Raw genomic sequence first — 19471 nt, 5'->3', positions numbered from 1 at the left:
TGGTTCGGAAACAGTAACACGGCACGGCTTGATGTCCATCGCATAGCGTCGAAAGCGTGCCGGTCCCGGCTTTGTGATGGAGGCAGATCGTTCGTGACGTCAGAAATGGGGTACGTACATCTTGCGGCCCGGGACCGACCGTGGTTAAGTCTGCCGCCTTCGATTTTCGCCTGCGCGGCAAATTTGTAGTTTCGCCTAAATCGGCTTGCAGACTTCAAATCGCGTGCTAGAACTCTACCAGAAACGTTTACGGTCATCTTTTAGGGAGGAATTGACATGAAAACGATCAAGGGTCCGGGCCTGTTCCTAGGACAATTCGCGGGCGATGCCGCGCCTTTCAACTCGTGGGATTCGATCACCAAATGGGCAGCCGACATCGGCTACAAGGGCGTTCAGGTTCCGACCTGGGCCAGCCAGCTGATCGACCTCAAGAAGGCGGCATCCTCGAAGGACTATTGCGACGAGTTTGCCGGCGTCGCGCGCCAGAACGGCGTCGAAATCACCGAGCTCTCGACCCATCTCCAGGGCCAGCTCGTCGCCGTGCATCCGGCCTATGACGAAGCCTTCGATGGCTTTGCGGCACCTGAGGTACGCGGCAATCCGAAGGCCCGTCAGGAATGGGCTGTCGAGCAGGTGAAGATGGCGCTGACGGCCTCGAAGCATCTCGGCATCAAGGCGCATGCGACCTTCTCCGGCGCGCTTGCCTGGCCGTTCATCTATCCGTGGCCGCAGCGCCCGGCCGGTCTTGTCGAAACCGCCTTCGACGAACTTGCCAAGCGCTGGACGCCGATCCTCAATCACGCCGACGAAAACGGCGTCGACGTCTGCTACGAGATCCATCCGGGCGAAGACCTGCATGACGGCATCACGTTCGAGATGTTCCTGGAGCGCGTAAAGAACCATCCGCGTGCCAACATGCTCTACGATCCGTCGCACTACATCCTGCAGTGCCTCGACTATCTCGAGAACATCGACATCTACAAGGACCGGATCAAGATGTTCCACGTCAAGGATGCCGAGTTTAATCCGACGGGTCGCCAGGGTGTCTACGGCGGTTACCAGGGCTGGGTCGAGCGAGCCGGCCGCTTCCGGTCGCTTGGCGACGGTCAGGTCGATTTCGGCGCTGTCTTCTCGAAGATGACGGCCAACAACTTCGACGGCTGGGCCGTGGTCGAATGGGAATGCGCGCTGAAGCATCCGAGGACGGGGCACGCGAAGGTGCGGAGTTCGTCAAGGCGCATATCATCCGCGTCACCGAGAAGGCGTTCGACGACTTCGCAGGTAGCGGTACGGATCAGGCGGCCAACCGGCGGATGCTGGGGCTTTAAGTTCGGAGGAATACCCCTCCCCAACCCCTCCCCACAAGGGGGAGGGGCTCAGGTGAGGCGCCGCCGCGCGTCCTCTCCCCCTTGTGGGGAGATGCCCGGCAGGGCAGAGGGGGACTTTTCCCGCAGGGAACAATTTGGAGGAACCAATGGCAATTGAAGCATCTACAGAACAGGCGCGCGAACCGCGCATCCGTCTCGGCATGGTCGGCGGTGGCGCTGGTGCGTTTATCGGCGCAGTGCACCGCATCGCCGCCCGCATCGACGACCAGTACGACCTGATCGCCGGCGCGCTATCGTCAACGCCGGAAAAGGCAATGGCGTCGGGTCTCGATCTCGGCCTTGATCCGTCGCGGACCTATTCCAGCTACCGCGAGATGGCGATCCGCGAAGCGAAGCTGAAGAACGGCATCGAGGCGGTTTCGATCGTCACGCCGAACCACGTCCACTACGACGCCGCCAAGGAATTCCTGCGTCGCGGCATTCACGTCATCTGCGACAAGCCGCTGACCTCGAACCTTGCCGACGCCAAGAAGCTGAAGAAGGTCGCCGACGAGAGCGGCGCGCTCTTCATCCTGACGCACAACTACACGGGCTATCCGATGGTTCGTCAGGCACGCGAGATGATCGCCAACGGCGAACTCGGCGACATCAGGCTGGTGCAGGCCGAGTATCCGCAGGACTGGCTGACGGAAGCCGTCGAGCAGACGGGTGCGAAGCAGGCCGTCTGGCGCACCGACCCGGCACAGTCGGGTGCTGGTGGTTCGACCGGCGATATCGGTACGCATGCCTATAACCTCGCAACCTTCGTCTCGGGCCTTGAGCTCGACAGCCTTGCCGCCGATCTCGACAGCTTCGTCGAAGGCCGCCGTCTCGACGACAACGCTCACGTCATGCTTCGCTTCAAGGCGAAAGGCTCGGAGAAGCCGGCCAAGGGCATGCTCTGGTGCAGCCAGGTGGCTCCGGGCCACGAAAACGGCCTGAAGGTCCGCGTTTATGGCACGAAGGGTGGTCTGGAATGGGTGCAGGCCGATCCGAACTACCTCTGGTTCACGCCCTTCGGCGAGCCGAAGCGCCTGATCACCCGCAATGGTGCCGGCTCCGGCGCTGCGGCTGCCCGCGTTTCGCGCATTCCGTCCGGTCACCCGGAAGGCTATCTCGAAGCCTTCGCGACGATCTATACGGAAGCCGCGCACGCCATCAACGCCCACAAGAAGGGCAAGGCGGTCGACAAGGCCGTGGTCTACCCGACGGTTGACGACGGTGTGAAGGGCGTTGCCTTCGTCGATGCCTGCGTGGCCTCATCGAAGAAGAACGGCGCCTGGGTCAAGGTCTGATCCTCTTACGTTTCAGTCAATTTATGCAATCAATGGGCGCATTTCCTACAATGTTAGGGAGTGCGCCCATTGTTGTTTAACAATGCTGTGGCAGAAACGAGCGCAACCAGATGGAGAGACCAATGAAATCTTCTGCCGCAGTTCTGGCATGCCTGCTCGCGTGCGTCGCACTTCCGGCTCTATCGCAGGAGCTTGCGCGCGTGCCCAACTTCTATGCCGGTCAGCGCGTTCCGGGCATGGTCAATGTGCAGGCGACGATGTCTCTATCTGTCCCTGTAGATGCGGACAAGGAGACCGCCGAGCAGATCAACGCTGCGCAAAAGGGTTTCTACATCATGGCAGGTGGACAGTGCGATCTCATCCTGCAGACTCTGGCCGAGAGCTGCCAGATCACCAATCTCACGAGCAACGCGGATCTCATTCGCTATCCTCGGGGCGATGGCCAGCGCAACGACATCACTGTGCGGGGAACCGTCACGATGGCGGTGAAGCTCAAGGACGCCAAACAGAACCCTTGAGTCTCCGGCTGGGTGCTCGAAGCGGCGCTTGCCGCTCCGAACCGGGTGTTCGGTCAGGTCGTTGCCTGCTTGCGCTTGATGAGCGCATCGATGCTGAAGGGGCCGCCGCCAGCCGCAACCAGATAGAGAAAGACGAAGCAGAAGAGGATTGCGGCGACGCCACCGTTCTGCGCCGGGTAGAAGCCTTTTGGTGCATGCCCGATGAAATAGGCAAATGCCATCAGGCCCGAGAGGACAAAAGCCGCGGCGCGCGTCTTGAAGCCTGTTAGCACCAGGAAGCCGAGCGTCAGTTCGAGCAGACCGGCGATCCAGGACATCGAGCCTACGTCGGGCACGCGTTCGGCGGCGGGAAAATGCAGGATCTTCTGCGTGCCGTAGCTGAAGAGCACGAGCGAGGAGACGACGCGTAACAGGCTGAGGAGATATGGCTGCGCCAGGTGGATCGAGGAGAGCATCGGGTTCCTTTCGTGGTGATGTCCTCCTTGCTCTCTAGCGTGGCTTCCAGGGATCGCAAATTCACGACTTCTGACATCAGCGTTATCAGCGTTTTCAATATGATAGCTATTCGGTAGCGCGCCGATACGTTGGCACGGCTCTCAGCGCGCTGATGTGCATACGCGGACGGATGAATCGTCGCGGGGGATGTCCCGAGATCTGACTTCTACCGTCCTGTGCCTTGATTTTGGCGTGGTGCCCGCCTAGATTGCGGCCATCGCCAATACCAACAGGATGTGTGCAGCAATGGATTTCACCCCGATCGCAACGCCAGTTCGCCTTGCCATTCGGGAGTCCTTTATCCATGCCTGCATCCATTACCCTGTCGAATCTTTCGTGGTCCACGCCTGATGGGCGCACCCTTCTTTCCCATCTCGATCTGAGCTTCGGCGCTGAACGAACCGGCCTCGTCGGTCGCAACGGTGTCGGCAAGACGACGCTGCTGAAGCTCGTTTCCGGCGAATTGCAGCCGCAGTCGGGCAGCATTACCTTTGGCGGGCGCCTCGGCATCCTGCGCCAGGCGGTCCAGGTGGAGGAGGGCGCAACCGTCGCCGATCTCTTCGGCGCCGGTGATGCGCTCGCTATCCTTCATCGCGCTGAAGCCGGGGATGCGACGGCCGACGAACTCGCCAATGCCGATTGGACGATCGAGGCGCGCATTGCCGCGGCGATCGAACGCGTCGGGTTGGACGCTGAACCCGAAACGCTGTTGACCTCGCTTTCGGGTGGGCAGCGGACGCGCGTGGGTCTTGCGGCTCTCGTCTTCTCCGATCCCGATTTTCTTGTGCTCGACGAGCCGACCAACAATCTTGACCGCGATGGGCGGGAAGCCGTGATCGCTTTGCTCGCTGGCTGGCGCGCCGGTGCCATCGTCGTCAGCCATGATCGCGAATTGCTGGAAACCATGGATGCGATCGTCGAGATCACCACGCTTGGCGCCCGGCGATATGGTGCAAACTGGAGTGCCTTTCAGGAGCGCAAGGCGCTCGAGCTCTCCGCCGCCGAACACGATCTCGCGGATGCGGAGCGGCGCGTTGCCGACGTGGTCCGCAGCGCCCAGGTCGCCGCGGAGCGGCAGGCCCGCAGTGACCGCAACGGCCGCAAGAAGGCGGCAAGAGGCGATATGCCCCGTATTGTCGCCGGAGGTCTAAAGCGGGCGGCGGAAAACACCAGCGGCAACAAGGTTCGCCTCGGCGAGAAACGCCGCGAGGAGGCGATGGAAGAGGCGTCTGCGGCGCGGCAGCGGATCGAGATCCTGCAGCCTTTCTCGGCTCAGCTCGCGTCAACGGGACTGCCGCCCGGCAGAGATGTTCTCCGGTTGGAGGGCGTCACCGCCGGCTATCGGCCGGAGGCGCCAATCATCCGAAACCTCTCCTTTACGATCACCGGCCCCGATCGTGTCGCTATCGCCGGACCGAACGGCTCCGGCAAGACGACCCTGTTGGCGCTGATAACAGGCGCACTGCAGCTGTGGTCCGGAACGGTCTCCGTCATGACCGGTTTCTCTCTGTTCGATCAGAGCGTCAGCCTCCTCGATCGATCGCTATCGATCCGCGAGAATTTCCGCAATCTCAATCCTGGCGCAAACGAAAATGCCTGCCGCGCGGCGCTGGCGCGTTTCATGTTCCGGGCGGATGCCGCCCTGCAACAAGTCTCGACGCTGTCAGGAGGGCAGTTGCTGCGCGCCGGGCTTGCCTGCGTCCTCGGCGGCGCGAAGCCGCCTCCGCTGCTGATCCTTGACGAACCGACCAACCATCTGGATATCGATTCCATAGCGGCCGTCGAGGCTGGCCTTCAGGCTTATGATGGGGCGCTGCTGGTCGTCAGTCACGACGAGGTGTTTCTGGAGAATATCGGCATATCGCGAATGATACAGCTTCCACTGGGAGAAGAGGTCCTGCTCTAGGCGGACGGCTGCCGGATCAGATGTAGAGGCCGGCCATCTTGCGCCAGGCGCCTGCACGATGCGCGCGGCCGTTCCAGACATGCAGCTGGTGTCCGACCTGCTTTTCCGCCAGCAGGCGGCTGAGGTGGTAGTTGTTGTCGAGGAACGGGTCGGCGTCGCCGATGGTCAGGACGATCTCGACCTCGCGCAGCTTCTCCAGCTGCCAGCCGCCATGCAGTCCCGGCAGGAAGTGCGTCGGCGTATGAAAATAGACGGCGTCGTCGTAGTAGCCGTCGAACAGATCACCGAAGGATTCGACCCTGATGGTCAGGTCGTAGCGGCCGGAGAAGGCAACCAGCTTCCGAAACAGATGCGGATGCCGGAAGACCAGGCTGGCCGCCTGGAAGGCGCCGAGGCTGCAGCCGTGCACGATGGTGCACTCATGTCCGTTCTTCGATGCCATCAGCGGCAGGACTTCGTTCAGGATGTAATCCTCGAAAGCCGTATGGCGGCGGATGCGCTCGGCCGGGTGCCGGTCGAAGCCGTAGAAGGTCTCGGCGGCGAGACCCTCGATGCAGTACAGCTGCAGTTGGCCGGCGTGCAGTTTTTCGGCAAGGCTCTCTATAACGCCGAGCCTTTCGTACTCCCAGAAACGTCCCTCGCGGGTCGGAAACATCAGCACCTTGGCGCCGGCATGGCCGAACACCAGCAACTCCATCTCGCGATGCAGGCGCGGACTATGCCAGCGCAGATATTCCCGGTTCATAACACCTTGAAGAAATCTCGGACTTTCTCGCGTAGAATCGCGTTCTGCTCAGTGCTTCCGGGATAATCGAAGTGTCCCGCATCCAATATGAAGGTTTCATTATAGTTTGATGTCGGAATGGCGTTGGCCACCGCGAACTGGCAGGGCGGTGCCACGGCCGGGTCGAAGAGGGCGACGGCTGCGAGCATCGGCACCTTGATCCGGCTTGCAGCACAAGCCGCGTCGAACATGCGCAGGGTGTCGAGCACGCTTCCGTGCGTCTTCTGGTATGTCTGCACGGAATCGGCGCTGCCGACGGTCGGCAGTGTCAGCCATTGTTCCCGGTCGCCGAAGGTCGGGACGACGAGGTGGCCGCGATCGATGCGCGGATCGAACGGGATCGCCAGCGCGCCGATGCCGCCGCCGAAGCTGACGCCACTGTAGCCGATGTGGCCCGAGAGCCAGGGATAAAGTGCCAGAAGCGTTGAGACGGCAAGCCAGAGATCGTCGACGCAGCCACCGATGATGTAGGTGTCCGGACGTGCGATGCCCTGCAGGACGTGGCCCGACGCATCAGCCGGAATCGGCGGGCGGGCGCTGAGCGACAGGCCGCGGGCGCAGGGGAAGAGGATGGCAGCTTCCTCGACCGGCAGGTCGAAATCGGGCGCGTCGCGACCGCCGTAGCCGTGGCCGACGACCAGCCCGCGGCGCACCGGCCGCTGCCGCGGCAGAAGCAGCCAACCGCCGATCTCGAATCCACCGGTCGACGTATAGGTGATGTCGAGCACCTGCCAGTCCGGATGCGTCAGTTCGCTTTTCCGAAGCATCGGCCGTGGGTCGGTAGCGATCGCCTTTTCGTATCGGGTCCACCAGAAGGCTTCGAAGCCCGGCGGTGCCTCGGGTGGTACGATCGCTCGGAGATCGGCAAGGGTCATGCCGTAGGTGGGGTCGAAGGCGAAAGGGTGTGTGGTGGGAATGCTCATGGGAGGGTTGTTTCGCGAAAAGGCGGGCAATGCAAGGCACGAACGCCCGATGCGTAAGGCGCCCTCGAGATGGCTAACCTGAAACGTTACAGCGTTGTCATTTCCGCGCTGTACAACATCGGTCCGCTTGGCTAAACCGCCTCTCGAAACCATGAAGAACGGGATTTCCATGATCGATCCGAAGACCCTTGCTGCCCGCTTCCCGGGCGATTTCACCTTTGGCGTTGCGACGGCAGCGTTTCAGATTGAAGGCGCTTCCAAGGCTGACGGCCGCAAGCCCTCCATCTGGGATGCCTTCTGCAACATGCCGGGTCGCGTCTTCAACCGCGACAATGGCGATGTCGCCTGCGATCACTACAACAGGCTCGATCAGGACCTCGATCTCATCAAGTCCATGGGCGTCGAAGCCTATAGATTCTCGATCGCCTGGCCGCGTATCATCCCTGACGGCACCGGCCCGGTGAACGAGGCGGGTCTCGATTTCTACGATCGCCTCGTCGATGGCTGCAAGGCGCGCGGCATCAAGACCTTCGCGACACTCTACCACTGGGATCTGCCGCTGCTTCTGGCCGGTGACGGCGGCTGGACGGCGCGCTCGACGGCCTATGCGTTCCAGCGTTACGCCAAGACCGTGATGGCCCGTCTTGGCGATCGTCTTGACAGCGTCTCGACCTTCAACGAGCCATGGTGCATCGTCTGGCTCAGCCATCTCTACGGCATTCATGCGCCGGGCGAACGCAACATGCAGGCCGCCCTTCACGCCATGCACCACATGAACCTGGCGCACGGTCTCGGCGTCGAGGCGATCCGTTCGGAAGCGCCCAACGTGCCTGTCGGCCTCGTGCTCAACGCCATGTCCGTCATGCCGGGCTCCGACAGCGCGGCCGATCAGGCGGCTGGCGAACGCGCCCACCAGTTCCACAACGGTGCCTTCTTCGATCCGGTCTTCAAGGGCGAGTATCCGAAGGAGTTCCTGGAAGCACTCGGCGACCGCATGCCCGTGGTGGAAGAGGGCGATCTCAAGATCATCAACCAGAAGCTCGACTGGTGGGGCCTCAACTATTACACGCCGCTGCGAGTTGCCGATGATCCTGCGAAGAACGGCGATTTCCCTTGGACCGTCGAGGCGCCACGCGTCAGCGACGTGAAGACCGATATCGGCTGGGAAGTTTATGCGCCGGGCCTGAAGAACGTCGTTGAGGATCTCTATCGCCGTTACGAACTGCCGGAATGCTACATCACCGAGAACGGCGCCTGTGACAATACGGGTATCGAACAGGGCGGCGAAGTCAACGATACGATGCGCCTGGACTACTACGGGGAACACCTGGACGTCGTCGCCGACCTGATCAAGGATGGCTATCCGATGCGCGGCTACTTCGCCTGGAGCCTGATGGACAACTTCGAATGGGCCGAGGGCTACCGCATGCGGTTCGGCCTCGTGCATGTCGATTACGAGACACAGGTCCGGACGGTGAAGAAGAGCGGCAAGTGGTACAGCGATCTTGCCGCGCAGTTCCCGAAGGGCAACCACAAGAGCAGCTAACGGGCGCATGGCGCGAATCGGCGTCGTGGCTTAAACCGGGCGCATGGAAAAGCCGTTCGTCCTTTATGCGCTCTGCGGCAGCCAGCGAAAGGCTTCGACCAATCGCCGGCTGCTCGAAGCTCTTCGCGACAACGCACCAGCAGGTGTCGCGATCGAGATTTCGGAGCTGATCGGCGAACTGCCGATCTTCAACTCGGACCGCGAGGGCGAAAACACGCCAGCGATCGTTGAAGCGTTCGCAGCCAAGATCGGAGCGGCCGACGGCTTGATCGTCGCTTGTCCGGAATATGCCCATGGCCTGCCGGGCGGATTGAAGAACGCGCTCGATTGGCTCGTCTCCCGCGACGAGGTGCCGTTCAAGCCTGTCATGATCGTGCATGCCTCGCATCGCGGCGATTTCGCGCTAGAGCAGTTGACCGAAGTGCTGAGGACAATGTCGCTGCGCCTTGTCGATGAGGCATTTCTGAGGATTCCGCTGCTTGGCAAGTCTGATGACGCCCAGGTTGCTATGCTTGGTGGTTTGTCAGAAAGCGAACGTTTGAGTACCGCAATTGCAGAATTCCGCAGCGCCATCTGCAGCGGTCGGATCGATCGTTAGTCGTCAGCATGTTCCTAATATATTGAAATACAATATATTTCATGCTCGGCGGGCAAGCCGGTGCCCTGCTACGAAAGAGGAGCTGAGGTTAATCGTTACAGCGCGACTTTAACCGTTTTTTGAAGCATTGACGGGCAGTATTTCCCGACTGGGGAGAAATAATGCCATCAACTTCTGGCGCGCGTTCGAAAATAACCGGCATTGGCCGTCACACAACCGTGACGGGCGTGCTGTTTTCGTTCGCGATCGTCGTTGCTGTCGTGACACTGATCGTATTGAACGCGCTGGGGCATGTGGCGCAGAAATCCAACATTCTCGATGACGAGCGCTCGCAGGAAACCATGTCCGGCGCGTTGAAGACGTTTGAGGAGCAGCTCGGAGCGACGCTCAACGACTATGCGGCCTGGGACGATGCCGCCGAAAATGTCTATGCAGCTGACGGCATGGCCTGGACGATCTCCAACTATGGCGAGATGTCGGTCAACAGTTCGCTCTTCAACATGGCGATCGTCATTGACGACGACAAGCGCCCGATCATGGTCTACCGCGACGGCAAGCCGATGGATGGTTTGCTCGACGATTTCTTTTCGCCGGCGCTCTGGACACTTTTCGAGAAGGTGAAGGCGGCCGGCCCGCAGGATAGCCCTGAGGCCACCGGCTTCGTTGATACCAAGGCCGGTACTGCCGTTGTCGGCGTTGCATTGGTGCGCGAGAAGTCCGGTTCGCTCTCGGTACCGCCGGGCAAGCACCGCTACCTCATCTTCGTTCGCGACCTCGACACCCGCAGGATCGACGAGCTTGGCAACACCTATGTCATCGGCGGCTTGAAGAAGGTCGCGCCGGAGACGGAGGCGCGCTATTCCGTCGTCATTTCGGACGCCCGCAATGTTCAGCTCGGAAAGCTTGTATGGACGTCCCGCGCGCCTGGAGACATCGGCTACAGCGAGGTTCGCCCGAAAGTCGTTCAGGCGCTCTGCCTTGTCGGACTGTTTTTTGTCGTGCTGCTGGTCATCGGTTGGCTGGCAGGCCGCCGTCTGAAGGCGGAGGAAGTCAGCGCGCGTGAGGAAGCGCTGCGCGACAGGCTGAGCGGTCTCCTCAACCGGGACGGGCTTCGCATCGCGGTCGACGACCTGGTGGCGAGAGCCCTGGAAACGAAGCAGAGCGTGCTCGTCCTCTATCTCGATCTCGATGGCTTCAAGGAAGTCAACGACGCCTATGGACACGGAACGGGTGACCAGCTGATCCGTGCCGTCGCCGCGGGATTGCAGGTGCTTATCCCCGGAGACGCGGTTCTCGCCCGCATCGGCGGCGACGAGTTCGCGATCGCCTTTTCATCTGACGTTGGAGATGCCGCCGCACTCCAGCTCTCCGAACACATTCTCGATTTCCTCGCCGAGCCTCTGGAGATCGGCCGGCGGGTCGTCGTCATCGGCGCCAGCATCGGTATCTCGGCTTCGCCTGAGGGTATGGTCGGACGCGAGGAACTCGTTCGCCGCGCCGATCTTGCGATGTACAAGGCCAAGGAAGCCGGACGTGCGCGCATGACGCTCTACGATCCGGCGATGGATGCCGATCGCGAGGAACGCAATGCTCTGGAACTCGACCTGCGCATGGCGATCGAGGGCGGAGATCTGACGCTTGTCTATCAGCCGCTGATCGACGCGGCGAGCCATGAGATGGTGGGCGTCGAGGCGCTGGTTCGCTGGAACCGTCCGGGTCACGGGCCGGTTTCGCCGGAGGTGTTCATTCCCGTCGCCGAAACCAGCGGCCTGATCGAAGCGCTTGGGTTGTTCGTCCTGAGGAAGGCCTGCGAAACGGTCAAGCAATGGCCGGAACTACGCATCGCGGTCAACGTTTCGCCGGGCCAGTTCCGCAATCCAGCCTTCGCAGATTATGTCCGCTATGTCCTGCGGCAGGCGGACATAGAGCCGAAGCGCGTCACGCTCGAGGTGACCGAAGGCTACATGATCCAGAATCCGCAACGCACCCGGCAGGCAATCGAGCGGCTGAAGACGCTCGGGATCAAGATTGCTCTCGATGATTTCGGGTCGGGCTTTTCGTCGATCGGTTATCTCAGGCAGTTCGGTTTCGACCGTATCAAGATCGACCGCTCGCTGGTCATGGACATCCAGGAAAGCGACAGCCAGCGCGAGATGCTGCAGGCAACCGTCGCCCTTGCTCGCTCGCTCGATATTCCAGTCACCGCCGAGGGCATCGAGACGGAAGAGCAGGCAATCGCTGTCCGGCTGTTTGGCTGCGACACGTTGCAGGGCTATTTCTTCGGCAGGCCAATGCCAGCGGAGAAAATCACCGAGCTGGTGCTTGAGGCACGCGGCCGGAAGATGAACAACCGCCGGACAAACGCCGCCTGATCAGGCAGGCGCGTCGGCGGTCGTCCTTACGAACTCAGGTTCCGATGTGCTTCTGGCCGCGCTTCTTGGCAAGCGCGATCTGGTGCTGCCGCTGGCGATAGCGCAGGCGGTCGTCCTCGCTGCGCGTATGGTAGCAATTGCTGCAGGAAACGCCTTCCTCGTAATGAGGCGAGGTGATCTCCTCCGCGGTGATCGGATTGCGGCAGGCGTGGCAGAGCTTGTGCTCGCCTTCCTTGAGGCCATGTTCGACCGAGACGCGTTCGTCGAAGACGAAGCAGGCGCCGTCCCACAGGCTTTCTTCCTGCGGGATCTCTTCGAGGTATTTCAGGATGCCGCCCTTGAGGTGGTAAACCTCGTCGAAGCCCTGCTCCTTCATGAAGGCGGTTGCCTTTTCGCAGCGAATGCCGCCGGTGCAGTACATGGCGATCTTCGGCTTGTTATGCAGGCCGGTGTTGTTGCGCACCCAGTCCGGAAACTCGCGGAAGGTCTTGGTGTTCGGATCGACGGCGCCGCGGAAGATACCGATCGCCGTCTCGTAGTCGTTGCGCGTGTCGATGACGATCGTATCGGGATCGGAGATCAGCGCGTTCCAGTCCTGCGGCGCGACATAGGTGCCGACCACCTTGTTGGGGTCGATGTTCTCGACGCCCATGGTGACGATCTCTTTCTTGAGCTTCACCTTCATGCGCAGGAAAGGCATCTTCGATGCGCGGCTTTCCTTATGCTCGAGCGCGGCAAATTCCGGCTGGGCGCGCAGAAATGCGAGCACCGTCCTGACACCGGCATCCGGTCCGCCGATCGTGCCGTTGATCCCCTCATGCGCCAGAAGCAGCGTGCCCTTCACGCCGTTTTCCTCGCAAAGCGTCTGCAACGGCTCGCGCAGGCTTTCGAAGCGCGGGACGGAAACGAAATGGTAGAGAGCCGCAACGAGGAAAGGGCTCGTCGCAGACGTCGGTTGTGTCAGCGTGTCTGTCATGCGGCTGCAAATACAGCTTTCGGGCCGTCTGCGCAATTGGGACGATTCAGCGCGATTGCGCCTGCCAGAGCAGTTCGATCCGGTTCGCTTCATCATCCGGATTGTCGGCGAAAACATCCTCTGCGCGTTCGAGCGCCGCGGTCCGCGCTTCCTGCTGTCGGAAAATGATCGCGTCGAGAAGGTGCGCGAGATCGTCGGCATTGGGAAAATGTTTCGGCTCCGCTTCCACGAGTTCGCACAGCACGTCGAGGTCGTGGATCTCGCCGAGCAGGTCGATCAGGCTGCTGGTGAGCTCATATTTTGCCTTCATCGCCGCCGGCCAGAGCGGCTTCAGCAGCATGTGATAGGCGCGGTAGTCCTGGGCTCGCTTTCGAAGATCATGGAAGGCTTCGGCCGAGTGGTCGGTCTGGCAATGGGCCATCGCCTCTCTGGCCTTTGCCGCGGTTTTCCGCCAACCCTTCGCCAAAAGCCGGCCGTGTCTCCTCGGTCCGCCGTTGAAATGCACGTCCTCGACCGCTTGCGTAGCCTGTCGCAGCTGTTCGAGCGCGCCTGTCAGCCTTGGCGCCATATCGGATTCGGCCTTGGCCATCTTGTCTCGCCGGGCGGTGAGCGCCGCAATCACGCGGCCCACTGCCTTGGCTTCGTCCTTGTCGCGCGCGCGGTCATGAAGATGTCTGGCGGTCTCGATCAGAGCCGTCGCGTCGCGGATTGCCGAAAGCGATTTGCCGATATCGCGCAGGCGCTGATTTTCCTGCTCGCGGAACTGCGGAATTTCGTCGGCGACAAGCCGATAGAGCGATCGCAGACGTTTAAGATTTTTGCGGAAAGCGTGAATGGCCTCGTGCAAGCCGTCCGGTTTTTCCTCGAGCGAGTGGATTGCATGACGAAGCTGTCCGTTTACGGACCGCCTGAACTCCGCAGTAAAGCCCCGGTCAGGCCGTATGCGAAAGGGCATGCCGGTCGTGCTCGAATTCGGTGGCCAGCGCCTGGTTGGAGTAGCGGAAATCGCCCGTAACCTCGCGGCCGAGCCAGGAGGGCAAGCTCGGCTTGTCGGTTTCGGAACGCATTTCCACCTCGGCGATGACCAGTCCGCGATGCTCGCCGGCGAAGACGTCTACTTCCCAGACAAAGCCTTCATGCGGCACGCGGTAGCGGGTCTTTTCGATCACGATGCCGATCGCCTCGCCAAGCAGCTGTTCGGCATCGACAACGGGAATATCGTACTCGAATTCGTCGCGGGTCATGGCGCTACGGCCGATCTTGATCGTCAGCCTGGCCTTTTCATTGTCGAGCACGCGCACGCGCACCGAACGGTCATCCATCGAGGCGATATAGCCTTGTTTCAAAAGGGATTTCGTCTTGGCCCCGGAGCGCCAGCCGTCGTTGCGTACAAGAAACTTCCGCTCGATCTCTTTCGCCATTACCAGTAACCTTTCGTGACGATTTTATTACGCTAGCCTAATTTTCCCGCCGTGGGTACCCATTCTATTCCAAAGATGGGTTTTGTCTCGACAAAGCGTACCCTTGGGGGTATTCCGAGTCCCGAATTCAATCGTTTAAAAAGGATCATGCGACCATGGGCGAAAAGACAGAGAAGCTCCTTTCCATCCTGAAACTTCAGCCTGTCGTTCCGGTTCTGATCGTAGACGACGTCAAGTCGGCCGTATCACTTTCGCGTGCGCTTGTCGCAGGCGGCCTGAAGGCGATCGAGATCACCATGCGTACGCCGGCGGCCCTCGATGCCGTTCGCGCCGTTGCCGATGAAGTCGAAGGCGCAGAGGTCGGTGCTGGCACCATCCTCAACGCTGCGCACTGGGATGCTGCCGTTGCTGCAGGTTCGAAGTTCGTCGTCAGCCCGGGCGCGACGCAGGAACTGCTCGATGCCGCGCGCAATTCGCCGGTTCCGCTGCTCCCGGGTGCTGCGACCGCGAGCGAGGTCATGGCGCTGCGCGAGGAAGGCTACCAGGTTCTGAAGTTCTTCCCTGCCGAGCAGGCCGGTGGCGCTGCCATGCTGAAGGCGTTTTCCTCGCCGCTCGCCGGCACCGTTTTCTGCCCGACCGGCGGTATCTCGCTGAAGAACGCGATGGATTACCTGTCGCTGCCGAACGTCATCTGCGTTGGCGGCTCGTGGGTTGCACCGAAGGAACTCGTCGCGGCTGGCGATTGGGCGGGCATCACGAAGCTTGCCTCGGAAGCGGCCGCCCTGAAGGGCTGATTTCAGCAAGAAAAGCATGCAGGATGCAGGCGGAGGTTCCGCCTGCATTTGTATTTCGGGCGTCAGTACCTATCTCCCCTCTGGCCTCTAGACAGGGAGATGATGAGGAATGTTCGACGCGAAGAAGCTTCTTGAGCAGTTTTTGGGTTCGCAGGTGCCGGGTGTCGGCGGTTCCGTCAGGGATCGGGCGGGCGATGCGGTCCAGATGGCCAAGGACAATCCGTGGAAAGCAGGCGCACTCGCAACGGCGCTGCTCGGCACCAAGACCGGCCGCAGCATTGCCGGCAATGCGCTCACCATCGGCGGCCTCGCGGCGATTGCCGGCCTCGGCTACCAGGCCTACAAGAATTATCAGGCAGGACAGGCGCCGGCGACGCCGTCCGACGCGCCTCCTCCGAGAACGGCCGTGCTGCCGCCACCGGCCGACTCCGGATTCAGCCCGGCTTCTCCCGCGCAGAGCAATGAGTTCGTGCTCGTTCTCATCCGCGCCATGATCGCCGCGGCGAAGGCCGATGGCCATATCGACGAAGGCGAACGTGCGCTGATACTTGACAAGGTCAAGGCGGCTGATGTCAGCGGCGAAGCCGCGGCCTTCATCGAGCGGGAGCTGTCGCAGCCGACGGATATCGATGCGCTGGTGGCTGCCGCCGTGACGGAAGAGCAGCGGGTGGAACTCTACACCGCCTCGCGCCTGACGATCGAGCCGGATTCGCGTGCCGAGCGCGGCTACCTCGATCTGCTGGCAGGCAGGCTAGGGCTGCCAGATGCGCTGGTCGATCATATTGAGGCTACGGTGTCTTCCGCAAAAGTGAGCCTCTGAGGCATCACGCGGCCAGTTGCCTTTCGAAGGCGGCTGGCCTAAGCCATGTCTCCTTGTCAGGAGGAGCGCTGCACAATGCTGCGTGGTCCGAAAGCGGCCGGTTCCGGTCGCAAGGTTTTCGATCGTCCTGCTGTACGGAATTCGTTGAGGGCGTCAGGCTTTCGCCGGGGCATGGCCGCCGCGAGACCAGCATGGAGCATAGCGTGTCAGATCCGAAAGCCGAAAGCCGATCGCAGGCAATTGCGGCAGCCGTCATCCTCGTGGTTGCCGGCCTTGTACTGTATTTCATGCCAACCATCGTGCTCGGGCTCAGCAACTATTCGCCCTATCTGGCGGCCGCCGTCGGCGCCTGCCTGATCCTCGCGTTCTTCGTCGTTTTCTGGCTGAGAGCACGCTATCAGCGTCGTCGCGGCAAGTAGGCTCTAGCCCTGCAGCGAGGCGCCGAGGAGCAGGGCGCCCATGGCGATGACCAGCAGTGCGCCCAGGATTTCGATCGCATTCCCGATCCAGATCGACGTTGCGGAGCCACGGCCCGCGAGGCGCATTGCCGTGCCCTTGGCGGTGACGGCAAGCGTTGCCAGCAACGCGACCGTGATCGCCGTGCCGAGCGACATGGCGATCACCGAGAGAACGCCCCCGAGATAGAGGCCGTTCAGGAGTGAGAAAGTCATGACCAACAGCGCACCTGAGCAGGGTCGCAGGCCGACGGCGATGATGGCGGACCATGCTTCGCGGATGTTGAATCTTTCGCCGCCGAGCAGGGACGGATCGGGCATATGCGACTGGCCGCAGGTCTCGCAGGCCATGCCCGCAATGAACCTGTGTCCGGCTTTCAGCGCATCGGCCTCGCCGAAGGCGTAGGTCGAGCCCTGTTTCCGTTCCTCATTCTCCTTCCAGTCCAGCATCATGCTGACGGGACCCGAGGCAGTTGCCATCACCTCGCGGCGCGGCATGCCGGCGATGATGGCGCGCAGCTTGCGAAACAGCAGCCAGCAACCGAACAGGATGACCATGACGAAGCTTACGATTTCCATCGCCTGCGTCGCCGCCGTCAGGGTTATCCCGGTGCCGCGCAGTACCAGCCAGGCGCCGCCGACCAGCGCGATCGCGACCACGCCCTGAAAGAAGGCAGACACGAAGGAGATGGACACGCCGCGTTTCAGCTCGATCTCGTTGGCGATCATGTAGGAGGAAATGACGGCCTTGCCGTGCCGGGGCCGGCGGCATGGAAGACGCCGTAGGCGAAGGACAGGCCGATCAAGGTCCAGAGGTGCCAGGAATCCTCGCGCATGGCACGCAACGCGCCCGTCAGCGCACGGTAGAAGGCCTGCTGTTGCGCGTTGATATAGAGGAGGATCGGCGCGAGCGGGCCGCCCGTTGGCTGGAAGCTGGGCTCGGATGTGCCGATGCCGAGCGGCGACTGGGCGTGCGCGACCGCGATGCCCGCGACCAGCATCAGCACCGCGCCAAGGGCGACCGGGCGAAGCCGGTGCCTCAGCATGTCACGTCCAGTCGTGTCGCAAAGAGCTTCGACATGTTCGTCCCCGTCGGGTCGTTGAAGAAGGCATCGGTCAGCGACTGCTTGTTTTCGGCAATCACCTGGTCGGCGTCCGGGCGGACGACCTGATGCTTGCAGCTCTTGAAAGCGTCGCCGACCAGCAAGAGTTCCTTGTCGCTCGGAAAGTCGATGGAGGTGTAGAGCGTCGGGTCGTAGACGCCGAAGGTCAGGCGACCCTTCAACGGCATCTTTTCCGCCGGCTTGACCGCAAAGAACATCAGGAGCTGGCCCTGCTTGTAATCCACATGGATCAGGTCGGGCTTCTCGACCTTGATGTTCTTCCCGTTCATCGTGAGGTTCATGTAGTAGTCGTAGTCGACGAGAGAATCCCGCACGGTCTTGCCGACCTCCGCCAGCTCGTTCGGGTCGAGCTTCAGGTCGGTGTTCTTGTCGAAATCCATCACGACGGATGATGAGAAGACCTCGTCGAAGCGCCAGACGTTGCGCAGTTCGGCAATGTTGCCGTCATCGTCGGCGACGACCTCGAGGCGGGCCTCGACGAACACATGCGGGTGTGCAAAGGCGGCGGCCGGCAGCAGCGACAGGAGCGACGCCATCAGGAATGTCGATTTCTTCATGCGTGCTCTTACTGCGGGATCCCAAATTCCCCCGATTCCTTGCCAGTAAATGGGACGGAATTGGGACCGGCCCCTGATGGCGAAGGCTCAGGAATGCTTCTTGAACCAATTGTGAAGATAGTCGACGAAGATACGCACCTTGGCCGGCAGGTAGCGGCGGTGCGGGTAGACGGCGTAGATGCCGCGATCCGTCGGTATGTAATCGTTGAACAGCGTCACCAGTTCACCGTTCTCGATCGGCTTGCGGGCGATGAAATCCGGAATCAGCGCAACGCCGATGCCTGATAGCGCCGCGCGCAGCGTCGCATGCGGGCTGTTGACCTCCATCGGACCCGTCACGGCGACCGCAAAAGAGGTGCTGTCCGGATTGTAGAAGCGGATGCTGCCCTGGCTGCGGGAATTGGTGTCGATGATAAACGGGACGTTCGACAGGTCCGACGGGTGTGCGAGATCGGGATGGCGCTCGATGAATTCAGGGGTTGCGCAAAGATGGACGCGGAAATCCGAGATCTTGCGGGCAATCATGCCTGAGTCCTCGAGCTTCGTGACGCGGATGGCGACATCGAAGCCTTCCTCGATGAGATCGACGAACCGGTCGTCTGCGGCAATTTCAAGCGCCAGATCCGGATTCTCCCTGGCGAAATCAATCAGCGACTGGCCGACCTCGGCATCGACGAAAGTGCGCGGCACCGAGATCTTCAGCCGCCCCTTCAATTGCGCATTGTTCTCGCGCACAAGATCGGCGAGGTTGTCGATCTCCTTCAGGATGTCGGAGGCGGTGCGATAATAGGTGTGGCCGGCCTCGGTCATGGAGAACTGGCGGGTCGTCCGGTTCAGGAGCAGGGCGCCAAGTTCATCCTCCAACTCGCGCACATATTTCGACAAAAGTGCCTTGGAGCGGCCGGTGCGCCGCGCCGCTGCCGAAAAGCCTTCTGCTTCAACGACATCGATGAAGGCGCGGATGCGGGTGAGTGTGTCCATTGGCCGTCTCCCAAAAAGCGCCGAACCGCTTTTCAAATCAGTCAGTTGCGCGCTGTTTCGCCACGTTGAACAAATTGCGGTCTATTGTTCAAATATTTTCTGCCGGTAGATGCGAAAAAACCGCTTGATTATGACTGCGAATATTCTTATCTCGGGGTCAGCCCAAAGTCGCACGTGCCCATGGGTGTCCGCCGAACCCTCGAATTGGTGAGGAAATCGGTAAGGTACCTGGAATTAACCCCTCCAGTCGCTATTCCGGCCAACCGGAAAATGCGAGGACGCCTGAAGCAACGACGGTGCGGGCCTTTTTGTTCTCTCCCTGCTTTCCATCAGCGGGGGTTACTGAAGAGGCACACCTTCATTGCCGGAAGTGCGGTTGGGAATCTCCCTCCAATCCATGGCAGACAAAGCCGGATCCATGTCGCTTTCGCGGCGTTGATTCATCATTCGCGCTATCAAGCGCTTGCTAAGGTTCCGGGGTCTCCACCGGCTGGTTCCTATGCGAGCGATTGATTGCCCTTTGTCCTCCGGTTTTTCCG

General features: G+C 61.3%; 17 protein-coding genes and 2 pseudogenes. 10 read left to right on the top strand and 9 right to left on the bottom strand.

All coding sequences use genetic code 11. The features are described 5' to 3' along the window. Positions 1-276 precede the first annotated feature (276 nt). The 3 genes and pseudogenes from FZ934_RS13875 to FZ934_RS13865 all read left to right on the top strand — a co-directional run bounded on the left by FZ934_RS13875 (position 277) and on the right by FZ934_RS13865 (position 3180). Positions 277-1328: pseudogene (locus FZ934_RS13875) on the top strand (sugar phosphate isomerase/epimerase family protein). 146 nt (positions 1329-1474) lie between these two features. Continuing rightward, complete coding sequence (locus FZ934_RS13870) at positions 1475-2662, top strand: Gfo/Idh/MocA family protein (protein WP_153271544.1); 1188 nt, start codon at positions 1475-1477, stop codon at positions 2660-2662. 122 nt (positions 2663-2784) lie between these two features. Continuing rightward, positions 2785-3180 (top strand): hypothetical protein, encoded by a 396-nt coding sequence (locus FZ934_RS13865; RefSeq protein ID WP_153271543.1) that lies wholly within the window; start codon positions 2785-2787, stop codon positions 3178-3180. Between the two features lie 53 nt (positions 3181-3233). On the opposite strand, the gene FZ934_RS13860 is transcribed toward FZ934_RS13865, so the two are convergent. Beyond that, positions 3234-3635, bottom strand: a complete 402-nt coding sequence (locus FZ934_RS13860; RefSeq protein WP_153271542.1) for a DoxX family protein — start codon at positions 3633-3635, stop codon at positions 3234-3236. Between the two features lie 344 nt (positions 3636-3979). Between FZ934_RS13860 and FZ934_RS13855 the strand changes: the two genes are divergently transcribed. After that, positions 3980-5581: an ABC-F family ATP-binding cassette domain-containing protein gene (locus FZ934_RS13855; protein WP_153271541.1), complete on the top strand. Its 1602-nt coding sequence runs from the start codon at positions 3980-3982 to the stop codon at positions 5579-5581. 16 nt (positions 5582-5597) lie between these two features. Here the strand turns inward: FZ934_RS13855 and FZ934_RS13850 are convergent, their stop codons facing one another. Both FZ934_RS13850 and FZ934_RS13845 read right to left on the bottom strand, forming a co-directional pair. Next, positions 5598-6326, bottom strand: coding sequence for an esterase family protein (locus FZ934_RS13850; protein ID WP_153271540.1), 729 nt, complete (start codon positions 6324-6326; stop codon positions 5598-5600). After that, complete coding sequence (locus tag FZ934_RS13845) at positions 6323-7288, bottom strand: acetylxylan esterase (RefSeq protein WP_153271539.1); 966 nt, start codon at positions 7286-7288, stop codon at positions 6323-6325. The genes FZ934_RS13850 and FZ934_RS13845 overlap by 4 nt, the downstream gene beginning before the upstream one ends. Before the next feature lie 169 nt (positions 7289-7457). On the opposite strand from FZ934_RS13845, the gene FZ934_RS13840 reads away from it, so the two are divergent. The 3 genes from FZ934_RS13840 (at position 7458) to FZ934_RS13830 (ending at position 11804) form a co-directional block, all read left to right on the top strand. Continuing rightward, positions 7458-8834, top strand: a complete 1377-nt coding sequence (locus FZ934_RS13840; RefSeq protein ID WP_153271538.1) for a GH1 family beta-glucosidase — start codon at positions 7458-7460, stop codon at positions 8832-8834. Positions 8835-8877: 43 nt separating this feature from the next. Continuing rightward, the gene (locus tag FZ934_RS13835; protein ID WP_153271537.1) at positions 8878-9432 is read left to right on the top strand and encodes an NADPH-dependent FMN reductase; all 555 of its coding nucleotides are present in this window, start codon (positions 8878-8880) and stop codon (positions 9430-9432) included. 161 nt (positions 9433-9593) lie between these two features. After that, positions 9594-11804 (top strand): bifunctional diguanylate cyclase/phosphodiesterase, encoded by a 2211-nt coding sequence (locus tag FZ934_RS13830; RefSeq protein ID WP_153271536.1) that lies wholly within the window; start codon positions 9594-9596, stop codon positions 11802-11804. Positions 11805-11838: 34 nt separating this feature from the next. Here the strand turns inward: FZ934_RS13830 and FZ934_RS13825 are convergent, their stop codons facing one another. From FZ934_RS13825 to FZ934_RS13815, 3 genes are read right to left on the bottom strand one after another with little or no spacing between them, the layout of a single operon-like run. After that, the gene (locus FZ934_RS13825; RefSeq protein ID WP_153271535.1) at positions 11839-12780 is read right to left on the bottom strand and encodes a rhodanese-related sulfurtransferase; all 942 of its coding nucleotides are present in this window, start codon (positions 12778-12780) and stop codon (positions 11839-11841) included. A gap of 46 nt (positions 12781-12826) precedes the next feature. Next, entirely contained in the window at positions 12827-13735 is a 909-nt protein-coding gene (locus FZ934_RS13820; RefSeq protein ID WP_153271534.1) for a CHAD domain-containing protein, read from the bottom strand. Next, complete coding sequence (locus FZ934_RS13815; protein ID WP_153271533.1) at positions 13713-14201, bottom strand: CYTH domain-containing protein; 489 nt, start codon at positions 14199-14201, stop codon at positions 13713-13715. The genes FZ934_RS13820 and FZ934_RS13815 overlap by 23 nt, the downstream gene beginning before the upstream one ends. A gap of 155 nt (positions 14202-14356) precedes the next feature. Here FZ934_RS13815 and FZ934_RS13810 point away from each other — a divergent pair, with 155 nt between their 5' ends. The 3 genes from FZ934_RS13810 (at position 14357) to FZ934_RS13800 (ending at position 16234) form a co-directional block, all read left to right on the top strand. Further along, positions 14357-14995 (top strand): 2-dehydro-3-deoxy-phosphogluconate aldolase, encoded by a 639-nt coding sequence (locus tag FZ934_RS13810; RefSeq protein WP_153271532.1) that lies wholly within the window; start codon positions 14357-14359, stop codon positions 14993-14995. A 109-nt stretch (positions 14996-15104) separates the two neighbouring features. Next, a complete protein-coding gene (locus FZ934_RS13805) occupies positions 15105-15815 on the top strand; it encodes a tellurite resistance TerB family protein (protein WP_153271531.1) in 711 nt (236 codons plus the stop codon). 203 nt (positions 15816-16018) lie between these two features. Further along, positions 16019-16234, top strand: a complete 216-nt coding sequence (locus FZ934_RS13800; protein ID WP_153271530.1) for a hypothetical protein — start codon at positions 16019-16021, stop codon at positions 16232-16234. Positions 16235-16237: 3 nt separating this feature from the next. Here FZ934_RS13800 and FZ934_RS13795 read toward each other — a convergent pair. From FZ934_RS13795 to FZ934_RS13785, 3 genes and pseudogenes are all read right to left on the bottom strand, one after another. Then, a pseudogene (locus tag FZ934_RS13795) lies at positions 16238-17271 on the bottom strand (nickel/cobalt transporter). 38 nt (positions 17272-17309) lie between these two features. Further along, entirely contained in the window at positions 17310-17951 is a 642-nt protein-coding gene (locus FZ934_RS13790) for a DUF1007 family protein (RefSeq protein WP_113365471.1), read from the bottom strand. 87 nt (positions 17952-18038) lie between these two features. Continuing rightward, the gene (locus FZ934_RS13785; protein WP_153271529.1) at positions 18039-18932 is read right to left on the bottom strand and encodes a LysR family transcriptional regulator; all 894 of its coding nucleotides are present in this window, start codon (positions 18930-18932) and stop codon (positions 18039-18041) included. Positions 18933-19471: the final 539 nt, after the last annotated feature.

It is taken from the genome of Rhizobium grahamii, from assembly GCF_009498215.1.
GTDB lineage: Bacteria > Pseudomonadota > Alphaproteobacteria > Rhizobiales > Rhizobiaceae > Rhizobium > Rhizobium grahamii_A.
The sequence above is the reverse complement of the archived record's forward strand: the minus strand, read 5'-3'. Positions and strand labels throughout refer to the sequence as shown.